The 12,565-nt window shown below is 40.1% G+C and carries 13 protein-coding genes; 2 read left to right on the forward strand and 11 right to left on the reverse strand.

Features of this window, described 5'->3' with window-relative positions; translation table 11 throughout:
* Positions 1 to 390: 390 nt before the first annotated feature.
* Genes HMPREF2634_RS03415 through tsaB form a run of 5 tightly spaced genes read right to left on the reverse strand, consistent with a single transcriptional unit; the run spans position 391 to position 3,528 of the window.
* Complete coding sequence (locus tag HMPREF2634_RS03415) at positions 391 to 714, reverse strand: AzlD domain-containing protein (protein WP_003028637.1); 324 nt, start codon at positions 712 to 714, stop codon at positions 391 to 393.
* Positions 704 to 1,399, reverse strand: coding sequence for an AzlC family ABC transporter permease (locus HMPREF2634_RS03420; protein ID WP_021002142.1), 696 nt, complete (start codon positions 1,397 to 1,399; stop codon positions 704 to 706). The genes HMPREF2634_RS03415 and HMPREF2634_RS03420 overlap by 11 nt, the downstream gene beginning before the upstream one ends.
* Positions 1,400 to 1,401: 2 nt before the next feature.
* Positions 1,402 to 2,415: a tRNA (adenosine(37)-N6)-threonylcarbamoyltransferase complex transferase subunit TsaD gene (tsaD, locus tag HMPREF2634_RS03425; protein ID WP_021002143.1), complete on the reverse strand. Its 1,014-nt coding sequence runs from the start codon at positions 2,413 to 2,415 to the stop codon at positions 1,402 to 1,404.
* On the reverse strand, positions 2,408 to 2,848 hold the full coding sequence (gene rimI / locus HMPREF2634_RS03430) for a ribosomal protein S18-alanine N-acetyltransferase (protein ID WP_003026437.1): 441 nt from the start codon (positions 2,846 to 2,848) through the stop codon (positions 2,408 to 2,410). Before rimI ends, tsaD begins: the two co-directional genes overlap by 8 nt.
* Positions 2,845 to 3,528, reverse strand: a complete 684-nt coding sequence (gene tsaB / locus HMPREF2634_RS03435; protein WP_049506824.1) for a tRNA (adenosine(37)-N6)-threonylcarbamoyltransferase complex dimerization subunit type 1 TsaB — start codon at positions 3,526 to 3,528, stop codon at positions 2,845 to 2,847. Before tsaB ends, rimI begins: the two co-directional genes overlap by 4 nt.
* 277 nt (positions 3,529 to 3,805) lie before the next feature.
* On the opposite strand from tsaB, the gene HMPREF2634_RS03440 reads away from it, so the two are divergent.
* Positions 3,806 to 4,036 carry a DNA-directed RNA polymerase subunit epsilon gene (locus HMPREF2634_RS03440; RefSeq protein WP_020999859.1) on the forward strand — a complete coding sequence of 77 codons (231 nt, stop codon included), beginning with the start codon at positions 3,806 to 3,808 and terminating at the stop codon, positions 4,034 to 4,036.
* A 3-nt stretch (positions 4,037 to 4,039) separates the two neighbouring features.
* Positions 4,040 to 5,722: a ribonuclease J1 gene (gene rnjA, locus HMPREF2634_RS03445; RefSeq protein WP_003026442.1), complete on the forward strand. Its 1,683-nt coding sequence runs from the start codon at positions 4,040 to 4,042 to the stop codon at positions 5,720 to 5,722.
* 224 nt (positions 5,723 to 5,946) lie between these two features.
* Here the strand turns inward: rnjA and gap are convergent, their stop codons facing one another.
* From gap to purR, 6 genes are all read right to left on the reverse strand, one after another.
* The gene (gap, locus tag HMPREF2634_RS03450; protein ID WP_003026445.1) at positions 5,947 to 6,954 is read right to left on the reverse strand and encodes a type I glyceraldehyde-3-phosphate dehydrogenase; all 1,008 of its coding nucleotides are present in this window, start codon (positions 6,952 to 6,954) and stop codon (positions 5,947 to 5,949) included.
* A gap of 514 nt (positions 6,955 to 7,468) precedes the next feature.
* Entirely contained in the window at positions 7,469 to 9,550 is a 2,082-nt protein-coding gene (gene fusA, locus HMPREF2634_RS03455) for an elongation factor G (RefSeq protein ID WP_003026447.1), read from the reverse strand.
* A 451-nt stretch (positions 9,551 to 10,001) separates the two neighbouring features.
* Entirely contained in the window at positions 10,002 to 10,472 is a 471-nt protein-coding gene (rpsG, locus tag HMPREF2634_RS03460) for a 30S ribosomal protein S7 (RefSeq protein ID WP_003026449.1), read from the reverse strand.
* Positions 10,473 to 10,491: 19 nt separating this feature from the next.
* Positions 10,492 to 10,905, reverse strand: coding sequence for a 30S ribosomal protein S12 (gene rpsL / locus HMPREF2634_RS03465; protein WP_003026451.1), 414 nt, complete (start codon positions 10,903 to 10,905; stop codon positions 10,492 to 10,494).
* 201 nt (positions 10,906 to 11,106) lie between these two features.
* Entirely contained in the window at positions 11,107 to 11,685 is a 579-nt protein-coding gene (locus HMPREF2634_RS03470) for a hypothetical protein (protein WP_003026453.1), read from the reverse strand.
* A 13-nt stretch (positions 11,686 to 11,698) separates the two neighbouring features.
* Positions 11,699 to 12,517, reverse strand: coding sequence for a pur operon repressor (gene purR / locus HMPREF2634_RS03475; RefSeq protein ID WP_003026455.1), 819 nt, complete (start codon positions 12,515 to 12,517; stop codon positions 11,699 to 11,701).
* Between the last annotated feature and the right edge of the window lie 48 nt (positions 12,518 to 12,565).

Here is a 12,565-nt window from a genome sequence, read left to right on the forward strand (position 1 = left end):
TTAAATGCGAAAAGCGAACAAAGCAGAATTCTGATTACCAGAAAACTAGTTTTGTTCGCTTTTTATACTTGAGGTCGGACTTTTGTCCCAGCCTCTACTTTTTGATACCTAAAATTCTTAACGAAGTAGATAATTGCTCAAAGCACTGACTTGAGGTTATAGATAGAGTTTGCGAAGTAAGTCTCAATACTGCTTTTGGCAGACTCGGAAAAAGCCCCTTTGGAAATGAAAATAGTAACCGCAAATCTACTTTACAACAAACTCTCATTGTACCCAATCTAAATAAAAAACTCATTAAAATTCTGAATGGTCTGTTTTAAGTCTTAAACGGTCATTTTTAACTAAAACTCCGCTTTAGTGATTTCCTAAGACAGAGTTATTTCTATAAAGTTAAAAGATAAATCGCAGAATAGCTACCAATATCACACCAAAAATCACGGTCACTACTAAGTTACGATAGCGAAAAGCAATATAAATTGTTGGAAAGACAGCTATTAAATCTAGCCATTTAAAGGTTGGCAACTGCCCTATCTTCCCATTTGTAAGGCTGGATAAAATCAATGCAAAAATAATAGAGACTGGTAAATACTGTAAAAATCGTTCTACAACTTTAGGTAAGCCGCGATATTTTACCAAGATAAAAGGAGTCACCCGCGCTAGCCACGTCACCAAGGCTGAGAGAAGAATGGCGACAAATATATAATTATTTATCATCTAGTATTACCCCCACAGCACAGCCTAATAAGGTCGACGTTAAAACAGCTAAAGACGAAGAAACAAGCATACTTAAAGCATAGAACGACAAAGCTACCACAACCAAAATCACTACTAGTTTTTGAAGTTTTGTTTTATGGAGCATCACTAAAAATTGGGAAGAAAAAATCCCAATAAACATGCCCACCAGCGCAAAGTCCAGTCCAAACACTTCTGGATTGGGCAAAAGACTTCCTAATGTCGTTCCGACCACAGAGCCAACAATCCAAGCAAGATAGCTCGTAATATTATTGCCATACATCCACTGAAGCGAAATATCCTTTGTATGGACACGCTCACTTAGTAAAACGCCGTATGTTTCATCTGTCAAGAGTATTCCGATACCGATATTTTGCAATAGACTGGCATGCCAAAAAAAGGTTGATGTATGAAGGCTCAGCAAAAACAACCGCAAATTGATTAAAAAAACTGTCAGAGCAATAGCTGTTACCGGTGCGTGAATCGCAAGAAGTGCTAGCATAGCAAACTGAGCACTTCCTGCATAGACTAAACTGCTCATGAGTGCCATTTCAAGAGGACTGACATAAGAAGCACCAATAATTCCACAAGCTAGTCCAATACTAATATACCCAAGAGCCGTTGGCATCGCTGCCTTAGCCCCATCCTTAAAACTTTTTCCAATCATATTTATTCTTCCATTGTGTCAAATGCCAGACTTGGCTTAGCATTCAAGCTCAATGTTGCAAGATTCCCTTTGTTCCACTCACTGACGCTCGCATAAGCAATCATTCCTGCATTGTCCCCACAGAGACGCAAAGGCGGTATGATTACCTTGATATCTGTCATTTCAGCTGCTAAACGTTCACGTAAACCTTGATTAGCAGCAACACCTCCCGCAACGACTAAGGTCTTAACAGGATATTTCTCCAAAGCTTTTTTTGTTTTTGCCATGAGAATATCTAAAACAGCAGCTTGAAAACTAGCAGCCAAATTTTCTTTCGACAAACTTTCACCCCTTTGCTCCGCATTGTGACAGAGGTTGATAAAGGCAGACTTCAACCCAGAGAAAGAAAATTCTAAATTATCCTCTTTAATCATCGCTCTCGGAAAATCATAAATATCTTGTCCTTTATGGGCCAATTCATCTATCTCACGCCCAGCTGGATAAGTCAATCCCATCACACGACCAACTTTATCATAAGCTTCTCCAACTGCATCATCGCGTGTTTCTCCGACAATCTGATAATCACCAGCTTCGCTAACATAAACCAATTCCGTATGCCCTCCACTGACTAATAATGCTAAAAGAGGGTATTCTAATTTCTCAACACTCTGAGCCGCCATCAGATGACCTGCCATATGATTGACAGGAATAAGCGGTAAATGATGTGCCCACGCAAAGGACTTGGCAGCTGCCAGCCCGACCAAAAGAGCACCGACTAGTCCCGGTCCATAAGTTACCGCTACTGCAGTCACTTCTTTTTCTGTAATACCAGCCTCCGCAAGAGCCTCCTCAATACAAGCTGTGATAACTTCCACATGGTGACGGCTGGCTACTTCCGGTACCACGCCACCAAAACGTTTATGGCTCTCAATCTGGCTCGCAATAACATTGGATAAGAGTTCAGCGTCATTTTTTAAAACCGCTACGCTAGTCTCATCGCAGGAGGTCTCAAAAGCTAAAATATATCTGTCATTCATTGTTTTCCCTTTTCATTACAATCGCATCTTCCACTGGCTCATGATAGTAATTCTTACGCCGAGCGATTTTTATAAATTTCTCTTTTTGGTAAAATAGCAGAGCTGCTTTGTTGGATTCTCTCACTTCGAGAAAAATCTCTTTGTCAATTGGCAGATGTTCAAACAAAGCGGTCGCAATTTTTTGTCCTTGATAGGCTTTCTTAACCGCAATTTGTAAAACTTCCGCTTCAAAATCCGACCCTTGAAAAGCCAGAAAGCCAATTAAATTTTGAGCTTCCAAAGCCAAAACATAAACCGACAGAGGATTTTGTAAATCTTTCTCAATCTGCTCTATATTCCAAGGACTGACAGCATACACATCTTTTAATACTTGGTAAATCTGCTCTGCCAAATCAGCAACCTGCTTTTTTTCATCTTTTTTAATCTCAATCATAAGCGCTTGATGTAAGAATCGCTCGTTTCTTGATGATTTTTGAGCCAATTCTCTTCTGCTTCCACTCGCTTGAGGTAATTCGGCACAAAATCATGAACAGAACGATCCGATAGTTGCAGACCGATTTTAGCAAGGAGCACAGCGCTTGGCAGGGTTGCTTTGATAAGAGCTGCTGGCAAAGCGGATTGAATCTGCTCCGCAAAATTTTCCACTTCTCCTACAAAAGTTACCTGAGAAGCAGACTTGGCTTTTTCTAACACTTCTTCAAAAGATAAATGAGCTTCTGGCTGAACTGCTCTGCCATTTTCATAAAAACCAGCATAGACATGATTGCGTCTAGCATCCATGAGAGGAATGACCAAGCCGTCAATGTCCTCTGGCACCAGAATTCGCAAGCTAGAAACTCCTACCAAATCTATTTTAAGCGTATGTGCTAACGTTTTGGCTGTTGCCACAGCAATTCGCAAACCTGTATAACTACCCGGACCTTCTGCAACCACAATGCGTTCTAAGTCAGTTGGTTTTAAATCCAAACTTTCCATTAAAAAATCAATAGCCGGCATCAATGTAACGCTATGATTTTTCTTAATATTTATCGTCATCTCAGCAAGCAAACTCTCATCTTCTAAAATCGCAATTGCTAGGGCTTTGCTGGATGTGTCAAAAGCTAAAACTTTCATTCTTATCTTTCCTTTGTGATAATCTACTTTCTATTATACTACAAAAAATACGGATTTCCTCAATATGATTTCCAAAAAAACAAGACCTTTTGAAAATCGTTTTCCTAGTTTTTCTCACTTCTTTCTTTTACTAAATAACCTTTTTATGATATAATGATTATAATTGTAACGTATCAAAATCAATTTATTACCCAGAAAATCAAATAGATGGAGACCGCCCTTGAAAATAAGGTGGCTATTTTCTGGTAGATTGATTATGAATGAGAAAGGAATTGAAATGATTTACAAAGTTTTTTATCAAGAAACAAAAGAACGCAATCCACGTCGGGAAAACACGCATTCTCTCTACTTGGATATTGACGCCAAAGACGAACTAGAAGGACGCATCAAAGCCCGGAAACTCGTCGAAGAAAAAACACCTTATAATGTTGAATTGATTACACTTTTGTCTGACAAACATTTAGAATACGAAAAAGAATCAGGCAACTTTACAATTACGGAGCTCTAAACCATGTCATATACTTTAAAACCCGAAGAAGTCGGTGTATTTGCCATTGGTGGTTTAGGAGAAATCGGAAAAAATACCTACGGGATTGAATACCAGGATGAGATTATCATCGTTGATGCAGGGATTAAATTTCCTGAAGACGACCTCTTAGGGATTGATTATGTCATTCCTGATTATTCTTATATCGTAGAAAATATTGACCGTATCAAAGGAGTGTTGATTACTCACGGTCACGAAGACCACATCGGAGGGATTCCCTTCCTTCTCAAGCAAGCAAATGTTCCCATTTATGCTGGACCACTTGCCCTTGCACTGATTCGTGGTAAATTGGAAGAGCACGGACTTTTACGTGACGCTAAACTCTACGAAATCAATCAAAATACCGAACTTCAATTTAAAAATTTAAAAGCAACCTTCTTCCGCACAACTCACTCTATCCCAGAGCCTTTGGGAATTGTCATCCACACACCTCAAGGGAAAATTGTTTGTACGGGTGATTTCAAGTTTGACTTTACCCCCGTTGGCGAGCCAGCAGATTTACATCGAATGGCAGCTCTTGGGGAAGATGGCGTTCTAGCACTTCTTTCTGATTCCACCAATGCAGAAATTCCAACTTTCACAAATTCCGAAAAAGTCGTTGGTCAATCTATCATGAAAATCATTGAAGGCATTCACGGGCGGATTATTTTTGCCTCCTTTGCCTCAAATATCTTCCGTCTTCAACAAGCTGCGGATGCTGCGGTTAAAACTGGCCGAAAAATTGCTGTTTTTGGACGTTCAATGGAAAAAGCCATTGTCAACGGAATCGAACTAGGTTATATCAAAACCCCAAAAGGGACGTTCATTGAACCAAATGAAATTAAAGATTATCCTGCAAATGAAATTCTAATCATGTGTACAGGAAGTCAAGGAGAGCCAATGGCAGCTCTTTCACGCATTGCGAATGGAACACATCGTCAAGTGCAGCTTCAACCAGGTGATACAGTGATTTTCTCTTCTAGTCCTATCCCTGGAAATACCACCAGTGTCAATAAGCTCATCAACACCATTTCAGAAGCTGGCGTTGATGTTATCCATGGAAAAATCAATAATATCCATACCTCTGGGCACGGAGGGCAACAAGAACAAAAACTCATGCTTCGCTTGATAAAACCGAAGTATTTCATGCCAGTCCATGGTGAATACCGCATGCAAAAAGTCCATGCCGGGCTTGCAATGGATACAGGCATCCCTAAAAAGAATATCTTTATCATGAGCAATGGAGACGTCCTTGCTTTAACTGCCAATTCAGCTCGTATTGCAGGAAGTTTCAATGCCCAAGATATTTATGTTGATGGTAATCGTATCGGAGAAATCGGTGCCGCAGTCCTTCGCGACAGACGTGACCTTTCCGAAGATGGCGTTGTCCTTGCAGTAGCTACCGTTGACTTTAAATCAAAAATGATTTTGGCTGGTCCTGATATTCTTAGTCGCGGTTTTATCTATATGCGTGAATCAGGTGAACTGATCCGTCATAGCCAACGTATTCTTTTCAATGCGATTCGTATTGCATTAAAAAATAAAGATGCTAGCATTCAGTCAGTCAATGGTGCTATCGTAAATGCTCTTAGACCATTTTTATATGAAAACACAGAGCGTGAGCCCATTATCATCCCAATGATTTTAACACCAGATGAAGAAATCTAGCAATACAATCCTTACATAGTAAAAAAACAACTTGATTTGGGTAAAGTCAAGTTGTTTTTATTGTAGCTTGGTCATAACGACCAAACGAGTGGAAACTCTGGAGTTTTATCAACATTCTAATTTAATTTTTATACATATTCAACTCCCAACTTCCACAAGTCTGAGCCGAGGAGCGAATGACAACAAAAAAAGAGAGGCAAGCCTCCCTTTTCTATACTGATGAATTATTTAGCAATTTTTGCAAAATATTCAAGAGTACGTACAAGTTGTGCAGTGTATGACATTTCGTTATCGTACCAAGATACAACTTTCACCAATTGTTTTCCGTCAACATCAAGAACTTTAGTTTGAGTTGCATCAAACAATGAACCAAATGACATACCTACGATATCTGAAGATACGATTGGATCTTCTGTGTAACCGTATGATTCGTTAGCTGCTGCTTTCATAGCTGCATTTACTTCATCAACAGTTACATTCTTTTCAAGAACAGCAACCAATTCAGTAACTGATCCAGTTGGAGTTGGAACACGTTGGGCTGAACCATCAAGTTTACCGTTCAATTCTGGGATAACAAGACCGATAGCTTTAGCAGCACCAGTTGAGTTAGGAACGATATTTGCAGCACCAGCACGAGCACGGCGAAGATCACCTTTACGATGTGGACCGTCAAGAATCATTTGGTCACCAGTGTAAGCGTGGATTGTTGTCATCAAACCTTCAACGATACCGAAGTTGTCTTGAAGTGCTTTAGCCATTGGAGCCAAGCAGTTTGTAGTACATGAAGCACCTGAAATAACTGTTTCAGTACCATCAAGAACATCGTGGTTAGTGTTAAATACGATTGTTTTAACATCGTTTCCGCCAGGAGCAGTGATAACAACTTTCTTAGCTCCACCTTTAAGGTGTTTTTCAGCTGCATCTTTCTTAGCAAAGAAGCCAGTTGCTTCCAAAACGATTTCTACACCGTCAGTAGCCCAGTCGATTTGTTCTGGGTCACGTTCAGCAGAAACTTTAACGAATTTACCGTTAACTTCGAATCCACCTTCCTTAACTTCCACAGTACCGTCGAAACGACCTTGAGTTGTGTCATATTTCAACAAATGTGCAAGCATAACTGGATCTGTAAGGTCGTTGATACGAGTAACTTCAACACCTTCTACGTTTTGGATACGACGGAATGCAAGACGACCGATACGACCGAAACCGTTAATACCAACTTTAACTACCATTCGTGATTTCCTCCTTATGAAAATCAAAAAATTTTTATGTGAAAAGAGTAACTTGAGTTGCTACAAATCACCTTTCAACATATCTATTATATACTTTATCCCTTAAAATTGCAACTGATTTCAGCATTATTAACAAGGAATATCATTCCTTTCAAAGATTTTCATTTCTCTTTCATTTTCGGAAGCTAAGTGGGAGATATGCAAAAAGAGAGTGGGACAGAAATCAGTAGTTTCGTAAAAACTTGATTTCATCGTCCCACCTCTGTACGGTTGAGTAGAGCTGTAAAAGTTGATTTATCAACGTATTAGAGTCCACTCAGCAGTGATTAATTGGCACTAAAGTGCCTAATTAATTGTGCATGGGAAACTCTACATTGACTAAGGTGAATAGAGCTTCTCCAAACCACTGCATCTTATAATTCTGACTATATAAACAAAGGAAGCTGAGTACATTGTCCCAGCTTCCTTTTTTATAAAAAACGCCCGCAACTGCGGACGCATGGGCTTGACTTGATTAAGCCTCACCTTTATTTTTCTTAATGATTTCTTCTTGTACTGACTTCGGTACATCTTCGTAGTGGTCAAATACCATCATGAAAGTACCGCGTCCTTGTGATGCTGAACGAAGAACTGTTGCATAACCGAACATTTCAGCAAGTGGAACATAGGCACGAACGATTTGGCTGTTACCATGAGCTTCCATACCATCAACACGTCCACGACGAGCTGTTACGTGTCCCATAACGTCACCGAGGTTTTCTTCTGGTACAGTAATTGTAACAAGCATCATTGGTTCAAGAATGGTTGGTTGCGCAGTCTTAGCAGCTTCTTTAAGAGCAAGAGAGGCAGCAACTTTGAAGGCTGTTTCTGATGAGTCGACATCGTGGTATGAACCATCATACAGTTTTGCCTTCACGTCAACGATTGGGTAACCAGCAAGAACACCGTTTGCCATTGACTCAATCAAACCTTTTTCTACAGCTGGGATGAATTCACGTGGAACCACACCACCAACGATAGCATTTTCAAACTCGAATCCTTTTCCTTCTTCATTTGGAGTAAATTCAATCCAAACATCACCGAATTGACCTTTACCACCTGATTGACGTTTGAAGAATCCACGTGCTGATGTTTGTGCACGGAAAGTTTCACGATAAGATACTTGAGGAGCACCTACGTTTGCTTCAACTTTGAATTCACGACGCATACGGTCTACAAGGACATCCAAGTGAAGTTCACCCATACCAGAGATAACTGTTTCACCAGTTTCAACGTTAGTTTCAACGCGGAAAGTTGGGTCTTCTTCAGCCAATTTTTGAAGGGCAATACCCATCTTATCTTGGTCAGCTTTTGACTTAGGTTCAACCATCAATTGGATAACTGGTTCTGGAACTTCGATAGATTCAAGGATAATTTTTGCCTTTTCATCTGTCAATGAGTCACCAGTTGTAGTATCTTTCAAACCAACAGCTGCAGCGATGTCACCAGAGTAAACTGTTTCGATTTCATTTCGGTGGTTAGCGTGCATTTGCAGGATACGTCCGATACGTTCACGTTTTCCTTTAGAAGTATTCAAAACGTATGAACCTGAGTTCAAGACACCTGAGTACACACGGAAGAAAGTCAAACGACCAACAAATGGGTCTGTCATAATCTTGAAAGCAAGTGCTGCAAATGGTTCGTCATCAGATGCAGGACGAGTTTCTTCTTCTTCAGTATCTGGGTTTACACCCTTGATAGCTGGAATGTCAAGTGGGCTTGGAAGGTAGTCAATAACTGCATCAAGCATCATTTGAACACCTTTGTTCTTGAAGGCAGAACCAGCAAGAACTGGGAAGAATTCAACATTGATAGTTGCTTTACGGATGGCAGCTTTTAGTTCTGCTTCAGTAATTTCTTCACCTTCAAGGTATTTCATCATCAAGTCTTCATCAGTTTCAGCAACTGCTTCTACCAATTTTTCACGCCATTCTTGGGCTTGTTCAAGATAATCAGCTGGAATATCTTCTTCAAGAATATCTGTTCCAAGATCATTTGTATAGATTTCAGCTTTCATACGAACCAAGTCAATGATACCACGAAAATCATCTTCTGCACCGATTGGCAATTGAATTGGATGAGCATTTGCTTGAAGGCGATCGTGAAGAGTGCTTACTGAGTAAAGGAAGTCTGCACCAATTTTATCCATTTTGTTAGCAAATACGATACGTGGAACACCATATTCAGTTGCTTGACGCCAAACTGTTTCCGTTTGAGGTTCAACACCTGATTGTGAGTCAAGGACAGTTACGGCACCATCCAATACACGAAGGGAACGTTGTACTTCAATTGTGAAGTCCACGTGTCCTGGTGTGTCGATAATGTTGACACGGTAATCTTTCCATTGTGCTGTTGTTGCAGCAGATGTAATGGTAATACCACGTTCTTGTTCTTGTTCCATCCAGTCCATTTGTGAAGCACCTTCGTGTGTTTCACCAATTTTATGGATTTTACCGGTATAGTAAAGAATACGTTCAGTCGTTGTTGTTTTACCAGCATCGACGTGAGCCATGATACCGATGTTACGAGTTTTTTCAAGTGAAAATTCGCGAGCCATTTGGTTGTTTCTCCTATTATTTTATTTACAGTTTATTATAACATATTTTAAGAAAAGCGAGTAGGCAAATCCTACCCGCTCCTCCTGAAGTTTTTGTAGTTGATTGGGTCAAGTGCAATGCCTAACGCTTTTACGATCCTAACAATTTTGATTAAGCTAAAAATCTAAAGAAAAAGATAAATCTCATTGGTTGCAATCGCAACCTGCTTCGATTTCCTATTTTCTCTTGGACTCTTTTAACGCTTTCGCATCTTAAATTTGAGTTCGGATTAAAATCTCAAAAACTCAATTGAACTCGGGCTAAAAGCTCGGAAAATAGAGACGTAGCCCTTTCAGCTTTGCTGTATTAGGGATATGGCTACCTTTAGGTATAAACTTTCCTAGAATCTCTGATTCTTCGTCAAGTTTCCTAATTTTCTGTCGCTTTTTTAACGCCCTTAGTATCTTAATCTTACCAGCGGAAGTGAGCAAAAGCACGGTTAGCTTCAGCCATACGGTGAGTATCTTCACGTTTTTTAACAGCTGCACCAGTATTGTTAGCTGCATCCATGATTTCTTTTGCAAGGCGATCTTGCATAGTGTGTTCTCCACGTGAACGTGAAATAGTTACCAACCAACGAAGTCCAAGAGTTGTACGACGTTCTGGACGAACTTCAACTGGGACTTGGTAGTTAGAACCACCAACACGGCGAGCACGTACTTCAAGTACAGGCATGATATTTTCCATTGCTGTTTCAAATACTTCAAGTGCATCATTTCCAGTAGCTTCTTTGATTTGTTCAAAAGCACCATATACGATTGAAGCTGCTGTACCACGTTTCCCATCAAGCATAACGCGGTTGATAAGACGTGTCACTAATTTTGAATTGTAGAGCGGATCTGGCAATACTTCGCGCTTAGGCGCACGGTTTTTACGACTCATTGATCTTTATCCCCTTTCCTTATGCTTTTGGTTTTTTCGTACCGTATTTAGAACGGCCTTGTTTACGATCAGTTACACCTGCAGTATCAAGTGCACCACGAACGATATGGTAACGTACCCCTGGAAGGTCTTTTACACGTCCACCACGAAGAAGCACAACACTGTGTTCTTGCAAGTTATGTCCGATACCTGGGATATATGCAGTCACTTCGATCAAGTTGCTCAAACGTACACGAGCAAATTTACGAAGAGCTGAGTTAGGTTTTTTAGGTGTCATAGTACCAACACGAGTTGCAACACCACGTTTTTGTGGTGAGTTTTCACGAGTAGGTACACGTTTAAGACTATTATAACCAACGTTTAAAGCTGGTGATTTAGATTTTTCTACTTTTGATTTACGCGGTTTGCGAACCAATTGGTTAATTGTAGGCATCTACATTTCTCCTGTATTTTTTTAATTTTGGTGATGATACACTTGGTGACAGCTATCATCTGCGTATACTTTTGCAACATTTGTCAGCACGTCTCTGTACACTTTTGAGAGACCAAAAGTAAAAAGTACCGTCTATTAGTATAACACGACGGCACTTTCTTTGTCAATATATTTTTTATAGTTTTCTTATTGAAATCCCAGTTACTGCCCCGTAGTATTTGCGGCTGGGATACCTGCTCCGCTAGTCGCTGGAGTTTGAGCCGAATTGGTATCAGCCTGTCCTGTGGTAGCTGAAGTGGCTGGAGTTTGATAGGTTTGAGGATAAGTTTGTTGGTACGTTTGCCCTGCATCTGTTTGAGGCGTCACAGCATTTTGACTTTCTGTAGCAGCTGCTTCGCTAGCTGCACGCGCCGCAATCGCATCACTGACTGCCTTAATCCGCTGTTGAAATTGAGTCTTTTGTGTTTCGTCTTTTACCTTATCTACTTTTTCCTGAGCAGCTGTTACATTAGCTGTTGTCTGCTCCGCTTCCAGTTTTTTAACAGCCTCTTCTGCTTCTTGCACAATTTTCGCTTGTTCTTTTTTGTCCTTTTCTGCTTTCGACTCTGAAGGTTTTGACGTTGAAACTGTTCGTCTTACAGTCGGAGCGGCTGCACGCGCCGCGTCATCTTGCTTTTTAACGAAAAATAATCCAGCAGCAAGAATGAGTGCCAAAACTGTAACAATCGAAACTCTCAGCCACAAGGAGCTTTGATCCAATTTATCCAATATATTTTTCAAATTTTCACCTCATCTATTTGTCAAAAATATTGCCAACTTCTACGCTGATTTTGTTGGACTTCACATCAATAGCTGTCACTTTCAACAATGATTTGTAATCCAAATGTTCGCGTTCTGTCTGTGCATTTTCTGCAAAGACTGCTACACCAGCCAATTCCGAATCAAATTCTCGTAAAAGACTAATCATGCCATTGACTGTTCCGCCACCTTTTAAGAAATCATCTACGATTAACACACGACTTCCAGCTTTCAGGCTGCGTTTCGACAAAAACATTTTTTCAATACGGTCACCACTTGAACCAGACACATAATTGACACTAACCGTTGAACCCTCTGTGATTTTCAAGTCGCGGCGCACAATGACAAATGGAACATTTAACACATTTGCCACTGCATTTGCCAACGGCACTCCTTTTGTAGCAACGGTCATTACAGCATCAATTTTTTGATTTCGAAACGTCTTGGCAATAATGCGCCCAATGTTATTTAATATAGAAGGCGTACTCAACAAATCCGACAAATAAATGTAGCCGCCAGGTAAAATCCGATTGCTTTCAGATAATTTCGTGCGGAGGTCTTCCACCATTGCTCTAGCTTCTTTATCCGAGATAGAGGGAGTAAAAATAACGCCTCCTCCTGCTCCTGTAATGGTTTCGATATGCCCGATTTCCATTTCTTCAAAAGCACGTTTGATAATGACAATATCTTCAGAAATGGAAGATTTTGCGGACTCATACTTTTCAGCAAATGTATTGAGACTTGTTAATTCGTACGGATGATTGATTAGGTAGTTAGAAATAACTACCATGCGTTCACTTCTTCTTAATTTCATTTTTTCACCAATTTATTTTATTTTCTTCATTATATCATAATCAGTCCA

This window comes from Streptococcus sp. HMSC034B03 (assembly GCF_001838575.1).
Lineage (GTDB): Bacteria > Bacillota > Bacilli > Lactobacillales > Streptococcaceae > Streptococcus > Streptococcus anginosus.

Bases quoted from the DNA above. Each gene is read 5' to 3' on its own strand.
- rnjA (WP_003026442.1), top strand. From the start codon at position 4,040: ATGTCATATACTTTAAAACCCGAAGAAGTCGGTGTATTTGCCATTGGT.
- gap (WP_003026445.1), bottom strand. From the start codon at position 6,954: ATGGTAGTTAAAGTTGGTATTAACGGTTTCGGTCGTATCGGTCGTCTT.
- fusA (WP_003026447.1), bottom strand. From the start codon at position 9,550: ATGGCTCGCGAATTTTCACTTGAAAAAACTCGTAACATCGGTATCATG.
- tsaB (WP_049506824.1), bottom strand. From the start codon at position 3,528: ATGAAAGTTTTAGCTTTTGACACATCCAGCAAAGCCCTAGCAATTGCG.
- rimI (WP_003026437.1), bottom strand. From the start codon at position 2,848: ATGATTGAGATTAAAAAAGATGAAAAAAAGCAGGTTGCTGATTTGGCA.
- tsaD (WP_021002143.1), bottom strand. From the start codon at position 2,415: ATGAATGACAGATATATTTTAGCTTTTGAGACCTCCTGCGATGAGACT.
- rpsL (WP_003026451.1), bottom strand. From the start codon at position 10,905: ATGCCTACAATTAACCAATTGGTTCGCAAACCGCGTAAATCAAAAGTA.
- rpsG (WP_003026449.1), bottom strand. From the start codon at position 10,472: ATGAGTCGTAAAAACCGTGCGCCTAAGCGCGAAGTATTGCCAGATCCG.
- HMPREF2634_RS03440 (WP_020999859.1), top strand. From the start codon at position 3,806: ATGATTTACAAAGTTTTTTATCAAGAAACAAAAGAACGCAATCCACGT.
- purR (WP_003026455.1), bottom strand. From the start codon at position 12,517: ATGAAATTAAGAAGAAGTGAACGCATGGTAGTTATTTCTAACTACCTA.
- HMPREF2634_RS03420 (WP_021002142.1), bottom strand. From the start codon at position 1,399: ATGATTGGAAAAAGTTTTAAGGATGGGGCTAAGGCAGCGATGCCAACG.
- HMPREF2634_RS03415 (WP_003028637.1), bottom strand. From the start codon at position 714: ATGATAAATAATTATATATTTGTCGCCATTCTTCTCTCAGCCTTGGTG.